Genomic DNA, 26,660 nt, shown 5'->3' with positions numbered 1-26,660 from the left:
CGAGGGCGTGGCTTCTTCTTCCCCATGCTCTCCATGATGGACATCCTCCCGGGGCAGAACCCCTGATCTCGGATGTCCGTCAAAGCGGATCAAGCCCAGGCCGCTGGTCCTGGAGGCTCTGTCACGCCGACTGCACCGCCCCGTCACGCATGCCCAGGTTGGATTTCCCACCCCTCAGGATCAGTCGAACGCCGAGCCGAGCACGGTGGAAGGCCTTGTCGAGCTTGGAAGCGACGACATGGACCCGTCCCGTCGCAGCGTGATAGGCGCAGGTCTGTTCTCCGTCGCTCTCGCTGTGCCCAACTGGCCGGACGTCGTCGGTCGGATGGAGGCCGTTCAGAACGGCCGTACTCAGCGGGTGGGGATGTCCGAGGTGGACATGGTCATCGCCATGACCGAGCGGGTGTCCGACCTCGATGACCAGTTCGGCGGACGCCATGCGCGCCCCATGGCTGCCGCGTTTCTCGTGAACACGGTGGCCCCTTACCTTCGGGCGGATGCTCCCGATCACGTGCGCAAGGCCATGATGGCGGCGGCTTCCGGCCTCTGCTACCTCACCGGTTACATGGCCGTGGACGAAGGAGTGCACGGCCTGGCCCAGCAGTACTACCTCAAGGCGTTGGAGCTGGCCGGAGCGTCGGAGGATCACCTGACGTACTGCACAACGCTACGGGGAATGAGCGTCCAGGCCGTAGAACTGGGGCATGGACAAGAGGCGCTGCGCCTGGCCGACGCCGCTGCCGCCGCCTCTCCTGCCGCCGGCCCTCGGATGCGGGCTTTCCTGGCCGGTCAGCAGGCGCACGCCGCTGCTCAGACCGGCGAACGCGACAAGGCTCTCAGGTATCTTCGGGAGGCCGAGGTCGCCATGGACAAGGCGGAATCCGGAGCAAAGACCTTCGGTACGTATGACCCCTCTGCCCTGAACTACCACACAGGTCAGGTGCGGTACGAATTGGGTGACAGGGCGGGCGCCGTAAAGGCACTGCAGCAGGCCGACAGGTTGAGGCACGTCGTTTATCGGCGTACGCGCGTCCATCGCCGTGGGCTTCTCGCCGAGCGCCAACTCGCCGTCGGCCACCTGGAAGCAGCGTGCGCCACATGGAATCTCGCCCTGGACGACTACCCGTTCGTCCAGTCCGGGCGCGCGGATCAGCGGGTAAGGAACATGTTCAAGCTGATTCGTCCTCACCTGGGTAACTCGGCGGCGCGGGAACTCTACGAACGCGCTCGGCTGGCCACGCCGACGCCTCTGTTGCCTTCAAAATAATCCAAGACCCCGTGTCCCCAGAGTGCCGTGGTTGGTCCTCTTCTTCGTCCACGATGCCGCCGGGCAACTCCCAACCCCGCCACAGCATGAGCACGCGGTCGTGGTCGTCCAGAACAGGGGTGATGGCGACGTGTTTCCTGCGACTCTGGATGAGTCGCCAATCAATTGGGCGGGCACTCCTCGCACACGAGCCCTGCAAGCAACTCTGTTGGTAGAGCGAAGAGAGGTACCACGACTACTGAGGCGGCCGTCGTAGGGCCTTCAGGTGGGCCCGTGCGTCCCGACGAACGGTGCTTCGAGTCTGCGGGTCCCCGAGCAGATCCTGGTGACGCCGACCGTCGGGGAGCTTTTCCCGAAGCCAGTCCATGCACTCAGCCAGGGCCTCGGGGATCTTGATCCCGTCCTCCTCGCGATCAAGGCACCACTCCTCGATCAGGTCGGCTTCCTCGTAGGGGCTTTCGTTGGCCTCCTGAAACTTGGAAGTCTCAACCGTCAAGCGACTGGAGTGCTTCACGGGGTGCCGGTAAGAATGCTGTCACCAGCCGCAAACGGCAGTGATCTTGAGAGGGCGTCACCCGTGTGGGTGAGTCCGGGGCCGTACGGCTGCGGTGGGTGAAGCTCTGCGGGGACGATCGTCGATCGTGGCCCGTACTCCGCTGGACCTGGACGAACTCGTCGAGCACTGGACGCTGCTGAAGGACGAGCAGGCGCTCGTGTCCGGCAAGCGTGGTGCGACGCGACTGGGCTTCGCTGTGCTGCTGAAGTTCTACACGCAGTACGGCCGGTTTCCCCGAAACCGGGCAGAGCTGCCCGGTGAGGCCGTGGAGTTCGTCGCCCGGCAGGTACAGGTTCCCGCCTCTGAGCTGGAGTCCTACGACTGGACGGGTCGCACGGTCGAGTACCACCGTGCGCAGATCCGGGAGCACCTCGGCTTCCGTGAATGCAGCGTCGCGGACGCGGAGAAACTGACGGCGTATCTGGCTGAGCACGTCGCGCACAAGGAGCGCAGGCCCGAGCAGGTCCGGGTGGAACTGCTGGTGCGCTGCCGCGAGGAGAGCATCGAGCCGCCCACGTCGGGCCGGTGCGACCGGATCGTGGGGGCCGCTCTGCGGGCGGCCGAGGAGTCACTGACTGCTCTGATCTCCTCGCGGCTGGCCGTAGAGAGCATCGAGCGGATCGTGGCTCTGGTGGCCGGCGCCGACCAGGACGACGCCGGACCTGCGGGTGGCGGTACGGAGGGCGAGGACGCGCCGCCGGTGCTGGCGAAGGTCAAGGAAGCGCCGGGCAATGTGAGCCTGGAGACGATGCTCACCGAGATCGACAAGCTCCTGGCGGTGCGGGCGATCGGCCTGCCACGGGATCTGTTCATCGACGTCGCGCCGAAGGTCGTGGCGGGCTGGCGGGCGCGGGCCGCGGTGGAGTCGCCTTCCCATCTGCGGACGCACCCGGTGGCGCTGCGGGTGACCTTGCTGGCCGCGCTGTTGCACGAGCGGGAGCGGGAGATCACCGACACGTTGGTGGAGCTGCTGATCTCCACGGTGCACCGGATCGGGGCGCGGGCGGAGAAGAAGGTCACCGAGCAGCTCATCAACGCGTTCAAGAAGGTGTCGGGTAAGGAGAACATCCTCTTCAAGCTCGCGGAGGCGTCGCTCGGCGCCCCGGAGGGGACGGTCCGCCAGGTCGTGTTCCCGGCGGTGTCCGGGGGCGAGGCGACGCTGCGAGAGCTAGTGCACGAGTTCAAGACCCGGGGGCCGGTCTACCGGCGCACGGTGCAGACGACGCTGAAGGCGTCGTACACCAACCACTACCGGCGCGGGCTGATCAAGCTGCTGGACGTGCTGGAGTTCCGCTCGTCCAACCATGCCCACCGGCCGGTGATCGAGGCGTTGGTGCTGGTGGCGCGGTACGCGAACGCGGGGAACACGACGTACTACCCGCTGGGCGAGACGGTGCCGGTCCACAAGGCGATGGGCGGTGACTGGGCGGAGGTCGTGCACCGTGCCGACAAGCGGAGCCGGCGCCGGGTGGTGCGCATGGTCTACGAGGTCATCGCCTTCCAGGCCCTGCGCGATCAGCTCAAGTGCAAGGAGATCTGGGTGGTGGGCGCCGACAAGTGGCGCAACCCGGACGAGGATTTGCCGCAGGACTTCGAGGCCAGGCGGGCGGAGAACTACCGGGAGCTGCGCAAGCCGCTGGACGCCGCGGTGTTCGTCGACGAGCTGCGCGAGCAGATGACGGCCGAACTGACCCTGCTCAACGACGGGATGCCGAAGCTGTCCTGGCTGGACATCGCCGAGCGGAAGTCCGGCGCGATCCGGCTCACGGCGGCTGAGGCCCAGCCCGAGCCGCGCAACCTGCGCAGGATCAAGGCCGAGGTACAGAGGCGTTGGGGCATCGTGCCGCTCGTCGACATGCTGAAGGAAGCGGTGCTGCGGACCGGCTGCCTGGACGCGGTCACCTCTGTCTCCGGCGGAGGCAGCCTCTCGCCGGAGGTGCTGGCCGAACGCCTGCTGCTGGTCATCTACGCGTACGGGACGAACACCGGGATCAAGGCCGTGGCGTCCGGCGGCCACGGCCACACCGAGGACGAACTGCGCTACGTACGGCGCCGGTACCTGTCCGCCGAGGCCGCCCGCGCCATCGCCATCCAGATCGCGAACGCCACCTTCGCCGCCCGCAGCACCGAGCTGTGGGGCCAGGGCTCGACCGCGGTCGCCTCCGACTCCACCCACGTCCGCGCCTACGACCAGAACCTCTTCACCGAGTGGCACTCGCGCTACGGCGGCCGTGGGGTGCTCATCTATTGGCACGTGGAGAAGAAGTCGCTGGCCATCCACTCCCAGCTGATCAACTGCACCGCGTCCGAGGTCGCCGCGATGATCGAGGGCGCGATGCGGCACGGCACCACGATGGATGTGGAGGCCAACTACACGGACTCGCACGGCCAGTCGGAAATCGGGTTCGGCATCACGAGGCTGCTGAACTTCGACCTGCTGCCGAGGATCAAGCGGATCAACAAGGTGAAGCTGTACCGGCCGGTGGCCGGTGAGCCGGACGCCTACCCGCAGCTGACCCCGGCGCTGCCCCGCCCGATCCGCTGGGAACTCATCGCCCAGCAGTACGACCAGATGATCAAGTACGCCACCGCGATCCGTACCCGCACAGCCTCCACCGAGGCGATCCTGCGCCGCTTCACCCGCAACGCCTCCCACCCCACCTACGCGGCCATGCTGGAGGTCGGCCGTGCCCAGAAGACCATCTTCGTGGCCCGCTACCTGCGGCTACGGGACCTCCAGCGGGAGATCGAGGAGGGCCTGAACGTCATGGAGTCCTCCAACGGCGCGAACTCCGTCATCGCCTACGGCAAGGGCGGGGAGATCGCCTCGAATAGGCGCGACGAGCAGGAGATGTTCGTTCTGTGCCTGCGGATTCTGCAATCAGCCCTGGTCTACGTGAACACCCTGATGCTCCAGGACATCCTCGGCGAACCGGAGTGGGCCGGGCTTCTCACGCCCGCCGATAGGCGCGGCCTGACCCCGCTGTTCTGGTCGCACGTGCGTCCGTACGGGGAGGTCAACCTCGACATGGACACCCGCCTCGACCTTGCTGCGGTCAAACTTCCGGGCCCGCGAGTTCCGACGGACGCCGCCGACCAGCAGCCATCTGCGCGTGCGTGAAGCGTGGGCGAGGCAAGAAGGAGCGGTAGGAGGGAGAAGGAAGCCAGATGGTCCACCTCCCTCCGTAAACGTCATGTCGCTGTGTTCGCACTGCTTTGTGCGGCGTCTTCCTTGGAATGTGTCTTCACGACGCCCCGCCCACGCGTACGGTCCATCTCGCGCCATTCCGGCCGCAGTCCGGCCAGATTCGTGGTGAGGAAGTACGCGGCGCCGCAGGTGAGCAGCACCGGCACGAGTCCGACGGCGGTCACCGCCGCCCCGGCGAGCAGGCCGCCGAGAGGGATACCGGCCCAGGCCAGCGAGTCACCGAGCGCGTTGACCCGGCCCAGCATCCGGCGCGGCACCCGCTCGACGAGGACGGCCCCCATCACCGGGTTGATGAAGCCGGCACCGAACCCACTGACCGCGAAGACGGCCAGTACCACCCCCAGCGGGGCATCGAAGGCGAGGATCAGGAACCTCGGTGCCCCGGCCAGCAGGAACCCGGTGAGAACCACCACCCGCCGCCGCAGCCGGTGTGCGACCACTGCGGCGATCAGGCTCCCGCCGACTGCCGCGGCCCCCATCACGCTGCCCATCAGGCCGATCGCGGTCGGCCCGTTGCCGGACTCCCTGGCCCAGACGGGTACGAGTACCGAGGTGAACGCCGCGTCCAGCAGGTTGGTGATGCTGGCCATGACGATGACGGTGAGCAGCAGCGGCTCGCCGCGCAGGAAGGTGAAGCCCTCGCCGAACTGCCGCCAGTAGCCCGGTTCCGTCTCCCCGGCGGGGGAGGGGGCTGCCTCGGCCGCGTGCCCCATGCCGCGGGGCAGCGCGAGTTTGATGATCACCGATCCGAGGGCGAAGCAGCCCGCGTTGACGGCGAGTCCGGTCAGGGGACCGAGCAGCGCGACTAGGGATCCGCCGACCGCCAGACCGACGGTGGAGGCGAGCCGCTCAATCACACCGGCCAGACCGGTGGCCCGCTCCAGCGGTATCCGGCCGAGCTCGGCCGCCTCCGGGACCATCACCTCCTTGGCCAGGTCGCCGGGTCCCCGGGCCGCGCCGATCAGCGCGACCAGAATGAGCAGCAGGGGATAGGAGAGCAGGTCCAGGGCGTGGAGCAGGGGAACCGAGGCGGCGGCGGTCGCGCTGGCCAGATCGGTGGTCCAGGAAACGGCCCGCGGGCCGATCCGGTCCACCAGCGGTCCGGTGAACGCCTTGACCACCACGTAGGGAGTCATCTCGCAGAAGGCGACCAGTCCGGTCTGGGTGGCGCTGCCGGTGGTGACCAGGACGAACCAGGGCAGTGCCACAACGGAGATGCGCGTGCCGGTCAGCGACACCGCCATGGCCGCCAGCACCCCGCCCAGCGGCCGTAAGGACCTCTTGCCGGGTATGCCGCCGGCCTCCGAGGCGTCGTCGGTCATGACGTCGGGCTTCCTTCCGCTTCCTGAGGGCCGGAAGGGAGCGACGACGGGGCGGGCGTATCCAGTTCGGGCAGGATCTGCGTGATGACGCCGACCCGCTCCGCTCCCTCCGGGGCACTGGCCGCCGCCTCGGGCGTATCTCTCCTGTACTGGGCGATGACGGCCCTCAACTCCTGGCGCAAGGCGATGGCCTCTTCGGGCGTAAGCCGCAAGGCGAAGTCGCTCATGTCGAAGGTGTTGCGCCACGTGCGGGGCATCGTCTGCAACTCGTTCAGCGTCTGCTGAGTGCGCAAGGTGTAAGTGGTGGCGACGGATTGCAGGAAGGCCAAGATGGCCTCGGGCTCTCGATCGACCAGCTCCCGGTCGTTGAGCTCCGTCATCTGATGTACCGAACGCCACCAGCGCTCGCGCGCGTTGCCGCGCTCGGTGTCCTCCTCGACGAAACCGGCCGCGCCGAGCTGGCGCAGGTGGTAGCTGGCCGTCCCTGAATTCACGCCCAGCCGCTCCGCGAGACGGGTAGCTGTCGACGGGCCGTACTTCCGCAGCAGCCCAACCAGGTGGACACGCACCGGATGCGCCATGGCACGCAACCCCTTGGCATCCAGAACAACGGAGTCCTCTTCAACGTTCGGGCCATCCGGCCTCTCCACTGCATCAGTCATACGACGCACGGTAGTCCACAAAGAGTTCTTCGCAAAGAGTCCTTCGCGAAGAATCCTTTGCGGTTCAGCTCGTTCGCGAGGTGCCACTGCCCATCTATCGACCGATTGATGAGCAAGATCGGCAAGTGGCGGCGCGCGACCGGATCGACGCCGGATCATGCCCATAAAACGGTGTCAGAAAGTCGATGTGCTCAAGAACTTGAGGAGCACCCTTTTCTGTACGATCTGGCAGGTGCAGCCACCCCAGGATGACGACGCCGCCGATCTCCTCGTCCCCGTTCCGGCCGTACGGACCGGCAGCTTCGTGGGATACGCACGCGTGTCCACCAAGGGACAGTTGCTCGACCGGCAGATCCACGCACTCACCGAAGCAAGGTGCATCCGGATCTTCTCCGACAAGAAGTCCGGCAAGAACGCCGAACGCGAGGAACTGTGGAAGGCCCTCGACTACCTGCGCGAGGGCGACACCCTCGTCGTCCCGTCGCTGGACCGGCTCGGCCGCTCCATCCAGGACCTCATCGCGATCGTGTCCGGCCTGCGCAAGCGCGGCATCGGGTTCACCTCGCTACACGAGGCGCTCGACACGACCACGCCCGGCGGGCGCCTGGTCTTCCACGTGTTCGCGGCCCTGGCGGAGTTCATCCGCGAACTCATCGTGCAGGGCACCAACGAGGGCCTGGACGCCGCCCGCGCCCGCGGCGCCCGACTCGGCCGCCCGCCGGCGATGACCGAGGAGCAGGTGCGTCACGCCCGCGACCTGCTCGCCCGCCCGGAGAACACCGTCACCTCGATCGCCAAGCTCCTCGGCGTCTCCCGCAACACCATCTACAACTACGTGCCCGAACTCAAGGGTGGTCGCCTCGCACTCGCTGAGGCGACGAGCACGCCGGAACTGCCCCAACCCACCAGGTCAGAGGACTGATCACCGCCGTTTGCGGCTGGTGACAGCGTTCTTACCGGTACCCCTTCACCCAGCGCTGAAGGAAGAGGTTGATCCCGAAGGGGCTGAGGCAGGCGATCCGGGTTCCGGCCTGAAGTTGTTCGGGGGAGACGTAGTACCCCTGATCGAAGAATGCTGCGCAAGCCTTCACCCCATTGTTCGCCTGCGGAAACGGCGGGGGAAGGAACATTCGGTTGAAGGCGCCATTCCACTGGGCTCCCTCGACGGGCGTCACCTCGCCTACGTTCAAGCGCGGTGCAAGGTTCACCCCGTCCGCGCGTAGCGAGCACGGGTGCTGGAGAACCATGGCCGTGATCTCGCGCTTGGAGCCGTTGGTCTCGATGACCGTGATGCCTTCGTAGACGTCGCCTGTGAGAACAGGACGTGCGGCGGCGATGTCGTCGCCACACGCGTGGTACAGATCGCGCGGGTCTTGCGGGCGTTCCATCTCAGCGGGCACTCGTCACGCTTCCTTCTGACGGATCGACATGGCCCCATCCATGTCGCGATAGACCTCGAAGTCGGACTGGTAGCGCTCGCGCCAGTTCGGCGCGTAGGCCGTGAGGATCTCCTCAACATCGTTCGGGCCGAGTGCATGTTCCAGCACAAGGTCTGGCCGGCGCTCAGTGAAAAGGTCGATCGGAGTCACGGGGATGCCCGGCGTGAGCGGCATCTCGAACCAGGACGCAACGTCGTGGATGACGGGCTGCTGGACCATGTCGCACAGGGCGAGCAAGCTTGCCAGCTGCATGCGATTGTCGCCGCTTACGCCACCGGAGCGTCGCCACTTCTGTACGGCGGGAACACTCACGCCGAGCATGCGAGCGATGTGCCTCCAGGAGAATCCAAGGTCAGAGAGCTCCTCAAGGAGCACGGTCGGCGACTGTTTCCCGCGTTCGACGGCCCCCTTGCGCCAATCGCGGAAGAGGAACTCCATGTGGACCTCGGCCGTGTCCTCGGAGACGAACTTTGCTTGGTATCGGAGCGATCCAGCAGCCTCGGTGAGGTCTGACAGCTGGTTTGACGTGGTTGCCGTGGGTTCCTGCTGCTGAATCACAAGGCTGCTGCCAGTAGGTGCAGTGGCCACGCCCATCGGCCGCTGTGTCTCATTGCTCACGCTTGAGCACCTCCGTGCGGTAGTGGTCCGTGATCAGTTGCTCGAACAGCTCGTACGCGGACAGGCCGACAGCGTTGAACCGTTCTTCAACGCTGGCCCAGTCGAGCTGGGGAACGTCGCCGTCGGGCGTCCAATAGGAGTCCAAGTCGAGGAGGTAGAAGGGACCTGGCGGGGGGGTCTGGCGGCGGAGGTCGCCAGATGGTTCGACGGCATAGCCCTCGAAGTTGCCGTGCCGAAGTACGACTCCCTCGGCCGGAGTACCGAAGACTGTTACGCCCTGCCAGGTGTGGGCCCCCAAGTCTTCCGTGCGAAGGCTGGCGATGCTGGTCAAAGGTGCGGAGATCCAGCGCTCCCAGTCGGACGGGTGCTCGATGTTGGGGACGCGGACTTCGTTGACGTACCGGATGCCCAGACGTTCGACACCGTCGACAGGAGAGACCTTCTGACGAGCCTCCACAGCCTGGTGTAGGAGCTCCCGCAACGAGCTTCGCCTCTTGTATCGGGTCGTCTCGACGACGATCGCGTTGTCGCGGAAGCTGATGGACTCAGTGGAGTCCCGCGTCATGTAGCGGGGGTACTGTGCCCGGTCCTCCGAGGCGCCTGCGTTTGTGACGGTGATGCTCACCTGCTGGGCTGGCTTGTAGATCGGGAACGTACTCGCGAGCAGCGACTTCAACCCCGCCTTGTTGGCTTCGGAAAGCGACGGACTGGCTGTGTGGCGGAGCTCAACGACTGTGAGCGCCAACGGCGCATTCGAATAGATCTCACGGTGCCCCATGACGCCAAGCTACCCGAGTAGAAACCAGAACGACAACCGTTCGTGCAACCGCTTGCTGGATATGTTGCGGTTGTTACGAGGCGGCCTGCCCTCAAGGTGTCACGCTGGCAGGGGCGAATCGGGCCAATGGTACAACTCGGCGCCTCGCCCCCACCCCTACCCCCGGGGCACCCCCGAAGACCCCCGGACCATCAACTCCCCCCGAACCGTGGCGATCCCCCCGGGCGGCGGCTCCTCCCGCCCCATCGCGATCCGCCCCGCCCGAGCCCCCGCCTCCGACAACGGCAACCGCACGGTCGTCAGCGAAGGCACCGCGTCCACGCTGAACGGCAGATCGTCGAACCCGGCGACGGACACGTCGTCCGGAATCCGCCGCCCCGACTCCCGCAGCGCCGCACACGCCCCGATCGCGACGGAGTCGTTCGCGGCGACCACGGCCGTCAGCGAAGGGTCCCGGCGCAGCAGCTCCAGCGTGGCCTCGTACCCCGACCGCCGGTCGTACCGACCGTGGACGGTCCACCGGGGGTCCTCCTCGATCCCGTGGACCGCCAGCGCCGCCCGGTGCCCCTCCAGCCGGTGCCGGGTCGTCGTCCGTTCCTCCGGCCCCGCGATGTACCCCAGCCGCCGGTGCCCGAGCCCGATCAGGTGCTCGGTCAGCTCCTGCCCGCCCCCGCGGTTGTCGAAGGTCAGCGCGATCGCCGAGGTGTCCGGCGCCGGCGGACGCCCGCACAGCACCACCCTCGTACCCGCGTCCACGAGCCGCCGCAGCTTGGCCGAGACGGCCGCGAGGTGCGGCGGGTTCTCCACCGCCCCGCCGGTCAGTACGACCGCCGCCGCGCGCTGCCGCTGCAACAGGGTGAGGTACGTCAGCTCGCGCTCCGGGGAGCCGCCCGTGTTGCACACGACCGCCAGCCGTTCGCCGCCCGCGCGCCCGCCCGGGCCCGAGACCTCCGACTGGATCGCGCTCGCCATGATCCCGAAGAAGGGGTCGGCGATGTCGTTCACGAGAATCCCGACCAGGTCGGAGGTGGCCGCCGCCAGCGCGCTCGCGGGGCCGTTGAGCACGTAGTCCAGGTCGTCCACGGCACGCAGCACCCGCTCGCGGGTCGTTGCGGCCACGGGATAGTTCCCGTTCAGTACGCGCGACACCGTCGCGGGCGAGACCTGCGCGCGGGCCGCCACGTCCGCCAGGGTCACCGTCATCTCGTTGTCCTCCGGTCGCGCATCGTGTCGTCGAGCGACAAGCCGTCCATCGACAGGCTGTCCAGTACCTTGTCGTCCATCGCGTTGCTGTAAGTTGTCGTAATTTGCGTCTTCAGGTCCATACCTGCGCAGAGCCCATGCAGACCCTATGACCTTTGGCCCCCACTGTTCGCCCCCTCGAACAATTCGGCGTCTCTGTGCTCTTGTCCAGACCGCTGCACAGAGGCTAGCTTCTCCCTAGATAGAAAGCGCTTGCTGCATCGCTTGCCAGTAGGGCCGCCGGAGGCAGCTCTCCAGCCGGGCGTACGCGGCGCGGAACCGCGTACCCCGCCCCTGTGGCACCTACGAAGGGAAAGACGTGACACGCAAGACGGTGCGTATCGCCATGAACGGCGTGACCGGGCGCATGGGCTATCGCCAGCACCTGGTCCGCTCGATCCTCGCGCTGCGCGAACAGGGTGGTCTCGACCTCGGCGACGGCACCGTGCTGTGGCCGGAGCCGATCCTGGTCGGCCGCCGCGAGCACGCGCTGAAGGCGCTCGCCGAGCAGCACGGCCTCGACCCGGAGAACGTCTCCACGGACGTCGACGAGGTCCTCGCCGACCCGACCGTGGACATCTACTTCGACGCGCAGGTCACCTCGGCCCGCGAGGAGTCGATCAGGAAGGCCATCGCGGCCGGCAAGCACATCTACACGGAGAAGCCCACCTCCACCAGCCTCGAAGGCGCCCTGGAGCTGGCCCGCCTCGCGAACGCGGCCGGTGTGCGCCACGGCGTCGTCCAGGACAAGCTGTTCCTCCCGGGCCTGCTGAAGCTCAAGCGCCTCATCGACGGCGGCTTCTTCGGCCGCATCCTCTCCGTCCGGGGCGAGTTCGGCTACTGGGTCTTCGAGGGCGACTGGCAGGCCGCCCAGCGCCCGAGCTGGAACTACCGCGCCGAGGACGGCGGTGGCATCGTTGTCGACATGTTCCCGCACTGGGAGTACGTGCTGCACGAGCTGTTCGGCCGGGTGAAGTCCGTCCAGGCCCTCACCGCCACCCACATCCCGCAGCGCTGGGACGAGAACGGCAAGCCGTACGACGCCACGGCCGACGACGCCGCCTACGGCATCTTCGAGCTGGAGGGCGGCGCCATCGCCCAGTTCAACTCGTCCTGGACCGTACGGGTCAACCGCGACGAACTGGTGGAGTTCCAGGTCGACGGCACCGAGGGCTCGGCGGTCGCCGGTCTGCGCAACTGCCGCGTCCAGCACCGCAGTTCGACGCCGAAGCCGGTCTGGAACCCGGACATCCCGGCGACCTACTCCTTCCGTGACCAGTGGCAGGAGATCCCGGACAACACCGAGTTCGACAACGGCTTCAAGGCGCAGTGGGAGCTGTTCCTGAAGCACGTCTACGCCGACGCGCCCTACCAGTGGGACCTGCTGGCCGGCGCCCGCGGTGTCCAGCTCGCCGAACTGGGCCTGAAGTCCTCGGCGGAGGGTGTCCGTCTCGACGTACCGGAGATCTCGCTGTGACCATCCAACTCCCGGACGCCACGGGGTCGCTGCGGGCCTACGAACCTCGCGCGACCCCCCTCGCCGTCGCCCCCGGCACCCCCTTCACCTCCCGTACGGTCTACTCGGCGGCCCATGTCGTCGCCGACCCGTACGCGGACGTGTCGCCCGACTCCCCGGCGGTCGTCGACTGGGACGCGACCCTCGCCTTCCGTCGCCACCTGTGGTCCCACGGGCTCGGCGTCGCGGAGGCCATGGACACCGCCCAGCGCGGCATGGGCCTCGACTGGGCGGGCGCGGCGGAGCTGATCCGCCGGTCGGCCGCCGAGGCCAGGTCCGTGGGCGGTCTCATCGCCTGCGGTGTCGGCACCGACCAACTCACCACCCCCGGCGCCTCCTTGGCCGACATCCGCAAGGCGTACGAGGAGCAGCTCGCCCTCGTCGAGGAGGCGGGCGCCAAGACGATCCTGATGGCGTCCCGCGCTCTCGCCGCCGCCGCGAAGGGCCCCGAGGACTACCTCGACATCTACGGCCACCTCCTGCGCCAGGCCGCCGAGCCGGTGATCCTGCACTGGCTCGGCCCGATGTTCGACCCGGCGCTGGAGGGCTACTGGGGGTCGAGCGACCTCGACGCGGCGACCGACACCTTCCTCGACGTCATCGCCGCCCACCCCGACAAGGTCGACGGCATCAAGGTGTCCCTCCTCGACGCCCAGCGCGAGATCGACATCCGCCGGCGTCTCCCGCAGGGCGTGCGCTGCTACACGGGCGACGACTTCAACTACCCCGAGCTGATCGCGGGCGACGAGCAGGGCTTCAGCCACGCCCTCCTCGGCATCTTCGACCCGCTGGGCCCGCTGGCGGCGCAGGCGGTGCGCGTCCTCGACACCGGGGACACGGCAGGCTTCCGCGAACTCCTCGATCCCACGGTCGAGTTGTCCCGCCACCTCTTCCAGACACCCACCCGCTTCTACAAGACGGGCGTGGTGTTCCTGGCCTGGCTGGCCGGTCACCAGTCGCACTTCACCATGGTCGGCGGGCTGCAGTCGGCCCGCTCCCTCCCGCACTTCGCCCGCGCCTACCAACTCGCCGACGGACTGGGCCTGTTCCCGGACCCGAAGCTCGCGGAGGAGCGGATGAGGAATCTGCTGTCCCTGTACGGAGTGGCCCAGTGACCAGCACCAGCACCGCCGACCTCTCGCGCTTCAGCATCAACCAGATGACGGTCAAGCAGCTCAGCCTGCCCGAACTGGCCGACGCCTGCCTGGAATTGGGTGTCCCCGGTATCGGCCTCTGGCGCGCTCCGGTACAGGAGTACGGCGTCGAGGCGACGGCGAAACTGCTCCGCGACGCGGGCCTCGCCGTCACCACCCTCTGCCGGGGCGGCTTCTTCACCGCGATCGACCCGGCGGAACGCGCGGAGGCCCTGGCCGACAACCGCCGGGCGATCGACGAGGCGGCCACGCTCGGCACGGACACCCTCGTCCTGGTGTCGGGCGGCCTGCCGGCCGGCTCGAAGGACCTGTACGGCGCCCGGGAGCGCATCGCCGACGCGCTCACCGAGCTGGGCCCGTACGCCGAGCGGAACGGCGTACGGCTGGCCATCGAGCCGCTGCACCCCATGTACGCCGCCGACCGCTGTGTGGTCTCGACGCTCACCCAGGCCCTCGACCTGGCGGAACGCTTCCCCTCCCACCAGGTCGGCGTCGCGGTGGACACGTACCACATCTGGTGGGACGACAACGCGCCCGCGCAGATCGCCCGCGCCGGTGCCGGCGGCCGGATCCACACCTTCCAACTCGCCGACTGGACAACCCCGTTGCCGGAGGGCGTGCTCAACGGACGCGGTCAGATCGGTGACGGTTCGATCGACATGCGTGAGTGGCGGACGTACGTCGAGGCGGCAGGCTACGCCGGCCCCATCGAGGTCGAGCTGTTCAACGACGCGCTGTGGGCCAGGGACGGACGCGAGGTGCTCGCGGAGACCGCGGCACGGTTCGTGGAACACGCGGCGTAGGGACCGTAGGAAAATCTCTGCGGAGGGCAGCATCGAGGGGGCCGGTCGACGGACTGGTCCCCTCGATGCTGTGTTCGACCGGCGGGCGACACCACCTCCGGCTACCTTGAAGGTCCCGGGACGAGCGGGACGACCTGGCGAAGCCCGCCCCGCCGTCCTACCAGCCGCGAAAACAGCAGCTGCGGAAAACAGCAGCCGCAGGAACGGAGCCGTCGGCCATGTCACTCGTCCGCGTCCACAACTTCTCGATCTCGCTCGACGGCTTCGGCACCGGTGAGGAGCTGACTCTGGAAGCGCCGTTCGGCCACGCCGGCGAGAGGCTGCACCAGTGGATGTTCACCACCCGGTTCTGGCACGAGATGACCGGCGGGACGGGCGGCACCGGCGGCCTCGACGACGCGTTCGCGCGGCAGTTCACGCCGGGGATCGGCGCCGAGATCATGGGCGCCGGGAAGTTCGGCCCGCCCGGCTGGCACGAGGACCCGGAGTGGAAGGGGTGGTGGGGGCCCAACCCGCCTTTCCACACACCGACGTTCGTCCTCACCCACCACCCGCGCCCGTCGATCGAGATGGAGGGCGGCACGACGTTCCACTTCCTCGACACGTCGCCCGCCAAGGCCCTCGACGCGGCTCGCGAGGCAGCGGGCGACCAGGACATCCGCATCGGCGGTGGACCCACCGTGGTCCGCGACTTCCTCGCCGCCGGACTCGTCGACCACCTGCACACCGTGGTCGTCCCGATCCTGCTCGGCCGAGGCGTACGGCTCTGGGAGGGACTGGAGGGCGTGGAGAAGGACTACGCCGTCGAGGCGACCTCCTCACCCACCGGAGTCACCCATGTGACGTTCACCCGTAAGGGTCTCTGAAGCCCCGAGCCCGCCGCGCCCGCCGAGCGCGGCTCAGAAGAAGACCCCGCACCGCAGCAGCACGTTCGCGTACGGCCTGGCCTCCCCGGTGCGCACGACCAGCCGCGCCCCCGCCGACAGCTCCTTGAGCCGCTCGTGCGGGACGAGCGTGAGGCCGGGGCCGGGAAAGTGCCCGTCCAGCAGCTCCGCGGCCCCCGGATTGGCCTCCCGCACCTCCGTCGCCGCCGTGGCACCCTCCACGACCAGCTCGGCGAGCAGCCCCTCGACGACCTCGGCGAACGAGGGCACCCCGGCCCGGAAGGCCAGGTCGACGACGCGCGGCCCGGCCGGGATCGGCATCCCGGCGTCACAGACCAGCACCCCGTGGCCGTGGCCCAACTCGGCCAGCGCGCCCGCGAGATGACGGTTCAGGATCCCGCCCCGCCTCACCGGGACCCACCTCGCGGGGTCGCGCCGGTTGTGCCGTCCAGCGCCTCGACCTCCTCGGCGGTGGGGAAGGAGTCCTGAGCCCCCGCCCGGGTGACCGCGGCCGCGCCCACCCGCGCCGCGTATGCCGCCGCCCGCGCCAGCGGCTCGCCCGTGCCCAGCCGCCACGCCAGCGCGGCGGTGAACGCGTCGCCCGCCCCCGTCGTGTCCACGGCGTCCACCGGCACCGACGGCACCCGCACCCGCTCCCCGGCCCGTACGGCGACCAGCGCGCCCTCGGCGCCCAGGGTGATGACGACCGAGCGCGGCCCGAGCGCGAGCAGCGTCTTCGCCCAGTCCTCCGGCGAGTCACCCAGCTCGGCGTCCGCACCGGCGATCACCCGGGCCTCGTGCTCGTTCACGATCAACGGATCGCAGGCCGCCAGGACCTCACGCGGCAACGGACGAGGAGGGGACGGGTTGAGGACGAACCGGCTCTCGGGAGCCAGGTTCCGTACGACCTCCACGACCGACTCCAGCGGAATCTCCAGCTGCGCCGACACCACCCGCGCAGCCTGGAACAGGCTCCCCGCGGCCTGGACGTCCTCGGGTACCAGCCGCCCGTTGGCGCCCGGCGACACCACGATGCTGTTGTCGCCTGACGGGTCCACCGTGATCAGCGCGACCCCAGTCGGCGCCCCGCCGACCAGGACGCCCACCGTGTCGACACCGGCGTCCATCAGCGAGTCGAGCAGCAGGCGGCCGTGGCCGTCGTTGCCGACCCGCGCCAGCAGCGCCGTACGGGCTCCCAACCGGGCCGCGGCGACCGCCTGGTTGGCGCCCTTGCCCCCCGGGTGGACGACCAGGTCGGATCCGAGGACCGTCTCACCGGCCGCGGGCCGCCGCTCGACCACGGTGACCAGGTCGGCGTTGGCCGATCCCACGACCAGCAGGTCGTAGTCGTACATGAACAGTCTCCCCATACAGATCAGTTGTACCGGCTGACGGGCGGTCAGACGGCTGATTGCCCAGTTCGGTCGGTCCGCGGGCCGGGCGGCCTTGAGTGGACTGGAGGCGCCCGGCCCGTCCGCTCTCCAACCGTGAGCCCGCTCAGCCTCCCGCAGAGAGCCCGCTCAGCCGCCGAACGCCGCCACGTTCTCCTTGGTGACCACCTTCACCGGCACCATCACCGTCTTCTCGACGCCCTTGCCCTCGGCGACCCGCAGCGCGTTCCGCACCGCGATCCGCCCGAGCTCCTTGGGCTGCTGGGCGACCGACGCGTACAGCGAACCGTCCGCGACCGCCTTCAGACCGTCGGGCGTGCCGTCGAAGCCGATGACCTGCACCGACGTGCCGGCCTTGCCGCCCAGCGCCTTGATCGCGCCGAGCGCCATCTCGTCGTTCTCGGCGAAGACACCGCTGATGCCGGGGTTGGCCTGGAGGAGGTTGGTCATGACGTCGAGGCCCTTGGTGCGGTCCCAGTCGGCGGGCTGCTCGGCGACGACCTTGATGCCCGGGTAGGCCTTCAGCCCCTGGGTGAAGCCGGCGCCGCGCTCACGGCTCGCGGAGGTGCCCGCCTGGCCCTGGAGGACGACGATCGTGCCCGTGCCGCCCAGCTTCTCGGCGAGCGCCTTCGCGGCCAGTTCGCCGCCGGCCGTGTTGTCGGAGGCGACGAGGGTCGCCGTGTCCGCGTTGTTGACGGAGCGGTCGACCGCGACGAGCGGGATACCGGACTTGTTGACGGCCCGCGCGGCGGGACCCGTCGCGTCCGAGTCCACCGGGTTGACGATGATCGCCCCGAGACCCGAACTGGTGAAGTTCTGCAACTGGTTGGCCTGCTGCGAGGCGTCGTTCTGGGCGTCCGTCACGGTCAGGTCCACGCCCAGCTTCCTGGCCTCGGCCTGGGCACCGGCCCGGATCTGCACGAAGAACGGGTTGTTCAGCGTCGACAGGGACAGACCCACCTTCCGGTTCGTCGCGGACGACGAGTCGTTGTGCAGCAGCGAGGTCGCACCCACGACCGCCGTCGCGACCACAGCGGCCAGGACGTACGTCAGTGCCTGCCTGCGCCGGTCCCCGCCACCGGCCGCCCCGGCGGGCGCCACCGTCGCGCCGCTCTTCCTGCGCACGGTGTCGAACAGCACCGCCAGCGCGATCACGACACCGATGACGACCTGCTGCCAGAACGCGGACACCGAGAGCAGGTTGAGACCGTTCCTGAGCACCGCCAGGATCAGCGCCCCGATCAGCGTCCCCGACGCCTTGCCGGTACCGCCCGCCAGGCTCGCCCCACCGATGACCACCGCCGCGATGGCGTCCAGCTCGTACCCCTGTGCGGCCTGCGGCTGCGCGGAGGACAGCCGCGACGCGAGCACGATGCCCGCGGCGGCGGCGAACAGCCCGGACAGCGCGTAGATCGCCAGCTTCTGCTTCTTCACCCGCAGCCCGGACAGCCGGGCCGCCTCCTCGTTGCCGCCGATCGCGTACATGGAGCGACCCAGGTATGTACGGCCCAGAACGAACGCGGTGATCAGCCCCATGGCCACCATCACCAGCACGGGCACCGGCAGCCAGCCGCCCAGCGTGTCCCCGAGGTGCGAGACCGAGTCGGGGAACGCGATCGGCGAACCCTGCGAGATCACCAGGGAGAGCCCGCGCCCCACCGACAGCATGGCGAGCGTCGCGATGAACGGTGGCAGTTTGCCGTACGAGATCAGGAAGCCGTTGACCAGGCCGCAGGCGATGCCGGTGAGGACGGCCAGGACGACCGCTATCACGACCGGTACGCCCTCCGAAGTCGCCGCCCAGGCAAGGACGGTGGCCGACAGGGCGGCCACGGAACCGACCGACAGATCGATGCCCGCCGAGACGATCACGAAGGTGACACCGAAGGCGAGGACGGCGGTCACGGCCGCCTGGACGCCCACGTTGAGCAGGTTGTCCGTCGTCAGGAAGTCGCCGGACAGCGCCGACATCGCGATGACGAGGACGATGAGCGCGGTCAGCGCCCCGTTGTCGAGCAGAACGCGGCGCAGGCCGCTCGTGGCGCCACTCGCGCCCGTCGTGCTCTTGAGCGTGTCAGTGGCCACGAGAGCCCTCCACAGCAGTAGTTCCGGTAGTTCCAACAGAGATGGGTGTGCTGACGGCGAGCGCCATCACGGAGTCCTGGGTGGCCTCGGCGGCCGTGAGTTCACCGGCGATCCGGCCCTGCGCCATCACCAGCACCCGGTCGCTCATACCGAGCACCTCGGGCAGATCGCTGGAGATCATCAGTACGGCGGCACCGGCGGCCGTCAGTTCGTTGATCAGCTGGTAGATCTCGACCTTGGCACCGACGTCGATACCCCGGGTCGGCTCGTCGAGGATCAGCACCCGGGTGTCGGCGAGCAGCCACTTGCCGATGACGACCTTCTGCTGGTTGCCCCCGGAGAGGGTGCGCACCTGCTGGCCGAGCCCGGCCATCCGTACGCCCAGCCGCTCGGCGACCTTCGCGGCGGCGGCCCGCTGCCCCTTGAGATCGACCAGGCCACCCCTGGTGGCGGCCCGCAGGGTGACCAGGCCGAGGTTCTCCGCCACGGAGGCGTCGAGCACCAGCCCCTGCCCCTTGCGGTCCTCGGGCACGAGCCCGATCCCGGCGGCCATGGCGGCCCCGACATCACTCCCGCGCACCTCGGCGCCCGCGACGGACACGGACCCCTGGTCGTACGGATCGGCGCCGAACACCGCGCGCGCGACCTCCGTACGCCCTGCCCCGACCAGCCCCGCGATGCCGACGACCTCACCGGACCGCACCTCGAAGCTCACGTCGTGGAAGACGCCGTCCCGGGTGAGCCCCCGCACCGAGAGAAGCGCGGTGCCCGCCTCGGTGGCCTCTCTCGGGTACTGCTGTTCGATCGACCGCCCGACCATGAGCCGTACGAGCTCGTCCTCGGGTGTGTCGGCGGGCACCTGCCCGACGCTCTTGCCGTCCCGGATCACCGTCACCCGGTCCCCGAGGGCGGCGATCTCGTCCAGGTGATGGGTGATGAAGACGATCCCGACACCGTCCTCGCGCAGTGAGCGCACGATCGCGAACAGCTTCTCGACCTCTTCGGAGGTGAGGACCGCGGTCGGCTCGTCCATGATCAGCACGCGCGCGTCCAGGCTCAGTGCCTTCGCGATCTCGACCATCTGGAGCCGCGCGATACCGAGTTCACGCACCCGCGCGCGTGGGGACACGTTCACACCCACGCGCTCAAGGAGCACGGCGGCGTCGGCCTCCATCCGCCCCCGGTCGATCATCCCGTAGCGGCGCGGCTGCCGCCCCAGGAAGATGTTCTCGGCGACCGTCAGATCGGGGACGAGGTTGAACTCCTGGTAGATGGTGGCGATCCCGAGACGCTCGGAATCCTGCGCCCCGTGGATACGGGTCTCCTCGCCGTCGACGAGGATCCGGCCGGCGTCGGGGCGGTAGGCGCCGGAGAGCATCTTGATGAGGGTGCTCTTGCCCGCGCCGTTCTCGCCGAGCAGTACGTGCACCTCGCCGCGGCGCAGCTCGAAGTCGACGCCGTCGAGCGCGACCACGCCGGGGAAGGACTTCCGTATGCCTTCGATGCGCAGCAACTCGTCCTGGTTGCTCACGACAGACTCCTGTTCGTCACGGGGGGCTCTTCTGAGGGCGTCGATTCCGGCTCACCGCACGACCGCCGCACGACGAGGTGCGCGGCCAGCGTCACGGACTGCGGAGGGCGGCCCTCGATCATGTCGACCAGCGCCCGGACGGCGGCCCGCCCCAGCTCGCCGGTCGGCTGCGCGATGGCCGTGACGGGCGGATCCGTGTGCACGAACCACGGGATGTCGTCGAAGGCCGCGAGCGCGATGTCCCGCGGAACACGCATCCCACGCGCGCGTACGGCGTCCAGCGCGCCCAGCGCCATCAGGTTGTCGGCCGCGAAGACGACCTCGGGCGGCTCGGCCAGATCGAGGAAGGCGTCCGTCACCCGGCGCCCGCTCTCGGCCTGGAAGTCGCCCTGCCCGATGCAGGCGTCGGGTAGCGGCAGTCCGTACTCGGCCAGGGCCTCCCTGAAGGCCTCGACGCGCTCACTGCCGGTGGTGGTGGCCGCCGGACCCGCGATGATCGCGAGCCGCCGGTGCCCGAGCCCGTACAGGTGGGAGACGAGGTCCCGGACCGCCGCGCGCCCGTCCGCCCGTACGACCGGCACGTCCACGCCCGGGATCCAGCGGTCCACGAAGACCATCGGGGTGCCCCCGCGCGCGGTGTCCAGCATCAGCGGGGAGCCGCCGTCGGTGGGGGAGACGAGGAGGCCGTCGATACGGCGGTCCAGCAGGGTCCGTACGTGGTGGTCCTGGAGGTCGGGCCGTTCGTCGGCGTTGCCGATGATCACGCTGTAGCCGAGGGCGCGGGCCTCCTCCTCGACCGAGCGGGCCAGGGTCGCGAAGTAGGGGTTCAGCACGTCGCTGATGACCAGGCCGAGGGTGCGGGTCTGATCGGTGCGCAGGGAGCGGGCGACGGCGTTCGGGCGGTAGCCCAGCGCCTCCACGGCGGCCAGCACGCGTGCGCGTGCGTCCGTGCTGACCGACGGATGGTCGTTCAGGACCCGCGACACCGTGGCGACGGACACGCCCGCCTCGGCGGCGACGTCCTTGATGCTCGCCATCGCCGGACCACCTCCTTGTGGCTCCGCAGCCGTGGAATCGTTTCCACGACTGACTGGAGTCAGATTGGAATCGATTACACGGAAGGAAACAAGCCCCTGGCCGATTCCCGATACCGGATCGTGATGGGGAGCGCTTCCGCGGGCAGCCCCAGGGAGTGATCAAGGTGTGTTCAATTCCCGAAGGTGCATATCGATCATCGCCGCACATCTTGTCAATGAACGAACGGATCCTTACTGTCCACCGACAGGTGGAGCGTGGAAGCGCTCCCAACCCCCCTCGTTCATCCAAGCAATGGAGCTGCGATGACCTCCACACCGCGCAGGCCGAGCCGCAGACGCATACTCGGCGCCGGCCTGGCCGTACCACCGGCACTCGTGCTGGGTGCGCAGACCGCGCGGGCCGCCTCCTGGGGAAGCCCGGTGAACGTCAACTCCTGGAACAAGATCAACGCCAGGTGGACGCCCAACAACGAGCTGGAGACGTACCGGCCGGACTGCGTCTGGTACGAGGGCAACACTCTGGTGATCAAGGCGTACAACGCCGGGGGCGGGGTCTACTACTCGGGCCGCGTGGAGTCGACGGCGCGGTACGGGTACGGCACGTACAGCTTCACCGCGAACATGCCCAACGGGCGGGGCCTGCTGCCGGCGGTCTGGGCGGCGGCCCTCAACCCCTGGCTCCCGGAGTTCGACGCCGCGGAGATCGTGGGACAGAACCCCAATGTCGTCCACCAGACGTCCCACGACATGAACAACAACCAGCAGCAGTTCTCGAAGACGAACTCGTCGGGCTGGACGAACGCGTACCACCGGTACTCGTTCAGCTGGTTCCCGGACCACATCGACTACGCCGTCGACGGCGTCATCACGGGCACCACCTGGTACCGGACCCCGTCCGGGACCGGCCTGCGGTTCATCGCCAACATCGCGGTCGGCGGCGACTGGCCCGGCAACCCGGACTCCTCCACCTGGGCCACCGCCGACGGTGCCCGCTACCTCAAGGTCTCCTCCATCACCCACACCCCGTACTTCCCCTGAGGTGAACCCGGGTGACAGCCCCGGGCCGCGTCCAGGAGGCCGGGGCTGTCACACCCGCCCGGTACCGTCGGATCATGTCCAACCAGGCGGGGAAGTCCACGGGCGAGCGGCAACTGGCCGTACTCGAAGGCGTGCTGGAACGGATCACGTACGCCAACGAGGAGAACGGCTACACGGTCGCCCGCGTCGACACCGGCCGTGGCGCCGGCGACCTGCTCACCGTCGTGGGCGCGCTGCTCGGCGCCCAGGTCGGCGAGTCGCTGCGCATGGAGGGCCGCTGGGGCTCGCACCAGCAGTACGGCAAGCAGTTCACGGTCGAGAACTACACGACGGTCCTGCCCGCCACCGTCCAGGGCATCCGCCGCTATCTCGGCTCGGGCCTGGTCAAGGGCATCGGCCCGGTCTTCGCCGACCGGATCACCCAGCACTTCGGCCTGGACACCCTCCGGATCATCGAGGAGGAGATCAAGCGCCTCATCGAGGTGCCGGGCCTCGGCCCCAAGCGGACGAAGAAGATCGCCGAGGCCTGGGAGGAACAGAAGGCGATCAAGGAGGTCATGCTCTTCCTCCAGAGCGTCGAGGTGTCCACCTCCATCGCCGTACGCATCTACAAGAAGTACGGCGACGCCTCGATCTCCGTCGTCAGGAACCAGCCCTACCGCCTCGCCTCGGACGTCTGGGGCATCGGCTTCCTCACCGCCGACAAGATCGCCCAGTCCGTCGGCATCCCGCACGACAGCCCCGAGCGCGTCAAGGCGGGCCTCCAGTACGCCCTTTCGCAGTCCACCGACCAGGGGCACTGCTACCTCCCCGAGGAACGGCTGATCGCGGACGCGGTGAAGCTCCTCCAGGTCGACACGGGCCTCGTCATCGAGTGCCTCGCCGAACTCGCGGCGCCCCCGGAGGAAGGGGAGGACCCGGGTGTCGTACGGGAGAAGGTCCCCGGCCCCGACGGAGACTCCGAACCCGTGACAGCGGTCTACCTGGTCCCCTTCCACCGCGCGGAACTCTCCCTCTCCGCGCAGCTGTTGCGCCTCCTGCGCACCGGCGAGGACCGGATGCCCGTCTTCCACGACGTGGCCTGGGACAAGGCGCTGAGCTGGCTCCAGGGGCGTACGGGGGCCGATCTCGCCCCCGAGCAGGAGGCGGCCGTCCGGCTCGCGCTGACGCAGAAGGTCGCCGTCCTCACCGGCGGACCCGGCTGCGGCAAGTCCTTCACGGTCCGCTCCATCGTGGAGCTGGCGCGCGCCAAGAAGGCCAAGGTCGTCCTCGCCGCCCCGACCGGCCGCGCCGCCAAGCGCCTCGCCGAACTCACCGGCGCCGAGGCCTCCACCGTCCACCGCCTCCTGGAACTGAAGCCCGGCGGCGACGCGGCCTACGACAGGGACCGCCCCCTGGACGCCGACCTGGTCGTCGTGGACGAGGCCTCGATGCTGGACCTGCTGCTCGCCAACAAGCTGGCGAAGGCGGTGGCGCCGGGCGCGCATCTGCTGTTCGTCGGGGACGTGGACCAACTCCCCAGCGTCGGCGCGGGGGAGGTCCTGCGGGACCTGCTGGCCGACGGCAGCCCGGTCCCCGCCGTCCGGCTCACCAAGGTCTTCCGGCAGGCCCAGCAGTCGGGTGTCGTGACGAACGCGCACCGGATCAACTCCGGGCAGCATCCGGTCACCGACGGCATGAAGGACTTCTTCCTCTTCGTCGAGGACGACACGGAGGAGGCCGGCCGCCTCACCGTCGATGTGGCCGCACGGCGAATTCCGGCCAAGTTCGGCCTGGACCCCCGGCGGGACGTCCAGGTGCTCGCGCCGATGCACCGGGGCCCGGCCGGCGCCGGAAACCTCAACGGGCTGCTGCAGCAGGCGATCACACCGGGGCGCCCGGACCTCCCCGAGAAGCGGTTCGGCGGCCGGGTCTTCCGGATCGGCGACAAGGTCACGCAGATCCGCAACAACTACGACAAGGGCGAGAACGGCGTCTTCAACGGCACCGTCGGCGTCGTCACCTCACTCGACGAGGTGGAACAGCGCCTCACCGTGCTGACGGACGAGGACGAGGAAGTGCCGTACGACTTCGATGAGCTGGACGAACTCGCCCACGCGTACGCGGTGACCATCCACCGCTCCCAGGGCAGCGAGTACCCGGCGGTGGTCATCCCGGTCACCACGGGCGCGTGGATGATGCTCCAGCGCAACCTTTTGTATACGGCCGTCACCCGGGCGAAGAAGCTGGTCGTCCTGGTCGGTTCACGCAAGGCGATCGGCCAGGCGGTGCGCACGGTGTCGGCGGGGCGGCGCTGCACGGCGCTGGACCACAGACTGCGGTCGTGACCGGCAGGAGCGTCGTGCCGTCGCGACGATGGCAGAAAAATGATCGATCAAATGAGTCACAAAGCTCACAGGGCACTTCCGGAACCAGGGCGAAGGGGGGCAGGATGAGTAACTTGGCGGCACTCAGTGCCGCCAATAGGCCCAATGGTCGACCCCGAGTGCACTCTCCTGCGCCAAATGGGGGATGGTAGAGACAGTCAGGGCACCTCGAAGAAGAGGCACAACGTCGGTGAGGGATGACGTGAGCGAGCACACCAACAACGCTGTAGTACTGCGGTTCGGCGACGGCGAGTACACCTACCCGGTGATCGACAGCACCGTCGGCGACAAGGGCTTCGACATCGGGAAGCTCCGCGCTCATACCGGTCTGGTCACGCTGGACAGCGGCTACGGAAACACCGCCGCCTATAAATCCGCCATCACCTACCTCGATGGTGAGCAGGGCATCCTTCGGTACCGCGGGTACCCGATCGAGCAGCTCGCCGAGCGCTCCACCTTCCTCGAGGTGGCGTTCCTGCTGATCAACGGTGAGCTTCCGACCGTGGACGAGCTCTCCGTCTTCAAGAACGAGATCACGCAGCACACCCTGCTGCACGAGGACGTCAAGAACTTCTACCGTGGCTTCCCGCGCGACGCGCACCCGATGGCGATGCTGTCGTCGGTCGTCTCCGCGCTGTCGACCTTCTACCAGGACAGCCACAACCCGTTCGACGAGAAGCAGCGCAACCTCTCGACGATCCGGCTGCTCGCCAAGCTTCCGACCATCGCCGCGTACGCGTACAAGAAGTCGATCGGTCACCCGTTCGTCTACCCGCGCAACGACCTCGGTTACGTCGAGAACTTCCTCCGTATGACGTTCTCGGTGCCGGCGCAGGAGTACGACCTCGACCCGGTCGTCGTCTCCGCCCTCGACAAGCTGCTGATTCTGCACGCCGACCACGAGCAGAACTGTTCGACGTCGACGGTCCGTCTGGTCGGCTCCTCGCAGGCCAACATGTTCGCGTCGATCTCGGCCGGCATCTCCGCGCTCTGGGGCCCGCTGCACGGCGGCGCCAACCAGTCCGTGCTGGAGATGCTGGAGGGCATCAAGACGAACGGCGGCGATGTCGACGCCTTCATCCGCAAGGTGAAGAACAAGGAGGACGGCGTCCGCCTGATGGGCTTCGGCCACCGGGTGTACAAGTCCTTCGACCCGCGCGCGAAGATCATCAAGGCTGCCGCGCACGACGTCCTCTCGGCCCTCGGCAAGTCCGACGAGCTGCTGGACATCGCGCTGAAGCTGGAGGAGCACGCGCTCTCCGACGACTACTTCGTCTCGCGCAACCTCTACCCGAACGTCGACTTCTACACCGGCCTCATCTACCGCGCGATGGGCTTCCCGACCGAGATGTTCACGGTCCTCTTCGCCCTCGGCCGTCTCCCGGGCTGGATCGCCCAGTGGCACGAGATGATCAAGGAGCCGGGATCGCGTATCGGCCGCCCGCGCCAGATCTACACGGGCGTTGTCGAGCGGGACTTCGTGCCGGTCGAGCAGCGGTAGCGCTCCGCGCGGGACGGACTGTAGCTGCGGGTTCGATGTGGCTGGTCGCGCAGTTCCCCGCGCCCCTTCGGGGCGCGGGTGAACCCGGCGCCCCGGCTTCGCGGACCAGTCGTTGAGCAAAAAGCGGAAGGCGCCCTGCCGACGGTCCCCCCACGGGCCGGCGTACAGGGCGCCTTCCCATGTCCCGGTGCGGATTCCCCCCACGGGATCCGGCCGGGCGTTTCGGAGGACAGCGCCTGAATTCGCTATCACTGGTATGCAG

General features: G+C 68.6%; 21 protein-coding genes and 1 pseudogene. 10 read left to right on the top strand and 12 right to left on the bottom strand.

The window, feature by feature from the left end; genetic code table 11:
• Positions 1-88 precede the first annotated feature (88 nt).
• Entirely contained in the window at positions 89-1,267 is a 1,179-nt protein-coding gene (locus PV734_RS44665) for a transcriptional regulator (protein WP_319294974.1), read from the top strand.
• 34 nt (positions 1,268-1,301) lie between these two features.
• Here PV734_RS44665 and PV734_RS44660 read toward each other — a convergent pair.
• A pseudogene (locus tag PV734_RS44660) lies at positions 1,302-1,409 on the bottom strand (NUDIX hydrolase); the annotation flags it as partial.
• Positions 1,410-1,908: 499 nt separating this feature from the next.
• On the opposite strand from PV734_RS44660, the gene PV734_RS44655 reads away from it, so the two are divergent.
• Positions 1,909-4,944, top strand: a complete 3,036-nt coding sequence (locus tag PV734_RS44655; RefSeq protein WP_319294962.1) for a Tn3 family transposase — start codon at positions 1,909-1,911, stop codon at positions 4,942-4,944.
• Positions 4,945-5,015: 71 nt separating this feature from the next.
• Here PV734_RS44655 and PV734_RS44650 read toward each other — a convergent pair whose 3' ends face one another.
• Both PV734_RS44650 and PV734_RS44645 read right to left on the bottom strand, forming a co-directional pair.
• Entirely contained in the window at positions 5,016-6,353 is a 1,338-nt protein-coding gene (locus PV734_RS44650) for an MFS transporter (RefSeq protein ID WP_319294960.1), read from the bottom strand.
• Positions 6,350-7,015 (bottom strand): helix-turn-helix domain-containing protein, encoded by a 666-nt coding sequence (locus PV734_RS44645; RefSeq protein WP_319294958.1) that lies wholly within the window; start codon positions 7,013-7,015, stop codon positions 6,350-6,352. Before PV734_RS44645 ends, PV734_RS44650 begins: the two co-directional genes overlap by 4 nt.
• A 232-nt stretch (positions 7,016-7,247) precedes the next feature.
• On the opposite strand from PV734_RS44645, the gene PV734_RS44640 reads away from it, so the two are divergent.
• Complete coding sequence (locus PV734_RS44640) at positions 7,248-7,937, top strand: recombinase family protein (RefSeq protein WP_415924380.1); 690 nt, start codon at positions 7,248-7,250, stop codon at positions 7,935-7,937.
• Positions 7,938-7,968: 31 nt separating this feature from the next.
• Here PV734_RS44640 and PV734_RS44635 read toward each other — a convergent pair whose 3' ends face one another.
• From PV734_RS44635 to PV734_RS44620, 4 genes are all read right to left on the bottom strand, one after another.
• Positions 7,969-8,415: a hypothetical protein gene (locus tag PV734_RS44635; RefSeq protein WP_319294956.1), complete on the bottom strand. Its 447-nt coding sequence runs from the start codon at positions 8,413-8,415 to the stop codon at positions 7,969-7,971.
• 3 nt (positions 8,416-8,418) lie between these two features.
• Positions 8,419-9,072 carry a helix-turn-helix domain-containing protein gene (locus PV734_RS44630; RefSeq protein ID WP_319294954.1) on the bottom strand — a complete coding sequence of 218 codons (654 nt, stop codon included), beginning with the start codon at positions 9,070-9,072 and terminating at the stop codon, positions 8,419-8,421.
• A complete protein-coding gene (locus tag PV734_RS44625; protein ID WP_319294953.1) occupies positions 9,062-9,850 on the bottom strand; it encodes a TIGR04255 family protein in 789 nt (262 codons plus the stop codon). Before PV734_RS44625 ends, PV734_RS44630 begins: the two co-directional genes overlap by 11 nt.
• Before the next feature lie 156 nt (positions 9,851-10,006).
• Positions 10,007-11,053 carry a LacI family DNA-binding transcriptional regulator gene (locus PV734_RS44620; protein ID WP_319090166.1) on the bottom strand — a complete coding sequence of 349 codons (1,047 nt, stop codon included), beginning with the start codon at positions 11,051-11,053 and terminating at the stop codon, positions 10,007-10,009.
• Between the two features lie 358 nt (positions 11,054-11,411).
• On the opposite strand from PV734_RS44620, the gene PV734_RS44615 reads away from it, so the two are divergent.
• The 4 genes from PV734_RS44615 to PV734_RS44600 all read left to right on the top strand — a co-directional run bounded on the left by PV734_RS44615 (position 11,412) and on the right by PV734_RS44600 (position 15,431).
• Positions 11,412-12,569, top strand: a complete 1,158-nt coding sequence (locus tag PV734_RS44615; RefSeq protein ID WP_319090165.1) for a Gfo/Idh/MocA family oxidoreductase — start codon at positions 11,412-11,414, stop codon at positions 12,567-12,569.
• A complete protein-coding gene (locus PV734_RS44610; protein ID WP_319294951.1) occupies positions 12,566-13,723 on the top strand; it encodes a dihydrodipicolinate synthase family protein in 1,158 nt (385 codons plus the stop codon). Before PV734_RS44615 ends, PV734_RS44610 begins: the two co-directional genes overlap by 4 nt.
• Before the next feature lie 44 nt (positions 13,724-13,767).
• A complete protein-coding gene (locus PV734_RS44605) occupies positions 13,768-14,565 on the top strand; it encodes a sugar phosphate isomerase/epimerase family protein (RefSeq protein WP_319294970.1) in 798 nt (265 codons plus the stop codon).
• Positions 14,566-14,783: 218 nt separating this feature from the next.
• Positions 14,784-15,431 carry a dihydrofolate reductase family protein gene (locus PV734_RS44600; protein WP_319090163.1) on the top strand — a complete coding sequence of 216 codons (648 nt, stop codon included), beginning with the start codon at positions 14,784-14,786 and terminating at the stop codon, positions 15,429-15,431.
• A 33-nt stretch (positions 15,432-15,464) separates the two neighbouring features.
• Here the strand turns inward: PV734_RS44600 and rbsD are convergent, their stop codons facing one another.
• The 5 genes from rbsD to PV734_RS44575 all read right to left on the bottom strand — a co-directional run bounded on the left by rbsD (position 15,465) and on the right by PV734_RS44575 (position 21,493).
• Positions 15,465-15,860, bottom strand: a complete 396-nt coding sequence (rbsD, locus tag PV734_RS44595) for a D-ribose pyranase (RefSeq protein ID WP_319090162.1) — start codon at positions 15,858-15,860, stop codon at positions 15,465-15,467.
• Positions 15,857-16,804, bottom strand: coding sequence for a ribokinase (locus PV734_RS44590; RefSeq protein WP_319090680.1), 948 nt, complete (start codon positions 16,802-16,804; stop codon positions 15,857-15,859). The genes rbsD and PV734_RS44590 overlap by 4 nt, the downstream gene beginning before the upstream one ends.
• Before the next feature lie 165 nt (positions 16,805-16,969).
• Positions 16,970-18,925, bottom strand: coding sequence for a substrate-binding domain-containing protein (locus tag PV734_RS44585; RefSeq protein WP_319090161.1), 1,956 nt, complete (start codon positions 18,923-18,925; stop codon positions 16,970-16,972).
• A complete protein-coding gene (locus PV734_RS44580) occupies positions 18,915-20,456 on the bottom strand; it encodes a sugar ABC transporter ATP-binding protein (RefSeq protein WP_319294948.1) in 1,542 nt (513 codons plus the stop codon). Before PV734_RS44580 ends, PV734_RS44585 begins: the two co-directional genes overlap by 11 nt.
• A complete protein-coding gene (locus PV734_RS44575) occupies positions 20,453-21,493 on the bottom strand; it encodes a LacI family DNA-binding transcriptional regulator (RefSeq protein WP_319294946.1) in 1,041 nt (346 codons plus the stop codon). The genes PV734_RS44580 and PV734_RS44575 overlap by 4 nt, the downstream gene beginning before the upstream one ends.
• 303 nt (positions 21,494-21,796) lie before the next feature.
• Here PV734_RS44575 and PV734_RS44570 point away from each other — a divergent pair, with 303 nt between their 5' ends.
• From PV734_RS44570 to PV734_RS44560, 3 genes are all read left to right on the top strand, one after another.
• Entirely contained in the window at positions 21,797-22,531 is a 735-nt protein-coding gene (locus tag PV734_RS44570) for a glycoside hydrolase family 16 protein (protein WP_319294944.1), read from the top strand.
• A 74-nt stretch (positions 22,532-22,605) separates the two neighbouring features.
• Entirely contained in the window at positions 22,606-24,858 is a 2,253-nt protein-coding gene (locus PV734_RS44565; protein WP_319090157.1) for an ATP-dependent RecD-like DNA helicase, read from the top strand.
• A gap of 241 nt (positions 24,859-25,099) precedes the next feature.
• The gene (locus PV734_RS44560; RefSeq protein ID WP_319090156.1) at positions 25,100-26,398 is read left to right on the top strand and encodes a citrate synthase; all 1,299 of its coding nucleotides are present in this window, start codon (positions 25,100-25,102) and stop codon (positions 26,396-26,398) included.
• The last annotated feature ends 262 nt before the right edge of the window (positions 26,399-26,660 follow it).

This window comes from Streptomyces sp. AK08-02, from assembly GCF_033795085.1.
GTDB lineage: Bacteria > Actinomycetota > Actinomycetes > Streptomycetales > Streptomycetaceae > Streptomyces > Streptomyces echiniscabiei.
This window is presented reverse-complemented; position numbering and strand designations above follow the sequence as displayed.

Excerpts from the sequence above, each read along its gene's own strand:
- PV734_RS44650 (WP_319294960.1), bottom strand. The coding sequence starts at position 6,353 with ATGACCGACGACGCCTCGGAGGCCGGCGGCATACCCGGCAAGAGGTCC.
- PV734_RS44645 (WP_319294958.1), bottom strand. The coding sequence starts at position 7,015 with ATGACTGATGCAGTGGAGAGGCCGGATGGCCCGAACGTTGAAGAGGAC.
- PV734_RS44625 (WP_319294953.1), bottom strand. The coding sequence starts at position 9,850 with ATGGGGCACCGTGAGATCTATTCGAATGCGCCGTTGGCGCTCACAGTC.
- PV734_RS44620 (WP_319090166.1), bottom strand. The coding sequence starts at position 11,053 with ATGACGGTGACCCTGGCGGACGTGGCGGCCCGCGCGCAGGTCTCGCCC.
- PV734_RS44605 (WP_319294970.1), top strand. The coding sequence starts at position 13,768 with ATGACGGTCAAGCAGCTCAGCCTGCCCGAACTGGCCGACGCCTGCCTG.
- PV734_RS44600 (WP_319090163.1), top strand. The coding sequence starts at position 14,784 with ATGTCACTCGTCCGCGTCCACAACTTCTCGATCTCGCTCGACGGCTTC.
- PV734_RS44590 (WP_319090680.1), bottom strand. The coding sequence starts at position 16,804 with ATGTACGACTACGACCTGCTGGTCGTGGGATCGGCCAACGCCGACCTG.
- PV734_RS44575 (WP_319294946.1), bottom strand. The coding sequence starts at position 21,493 with ATGGCGAGCATCAAGGACGTCGCCGCCGAGGCGGGCGTGTCCGTCGCC.
- PV734_RS44570 (WP_319294944.1), top strand. The coding sequence starts at position 21,797 with ATGACCTCCACACCGCGCAGGCCGAGCCGCAGACGCATACTCGGCGCC.
- PV734_RS44565 (WP_319090157.1), top strand. The coding sequence starts at position 22,606 with ATGTCCAACCAGGCGGGGAAGTCCACGGGCGAGCGGCAACTGGCCGTA.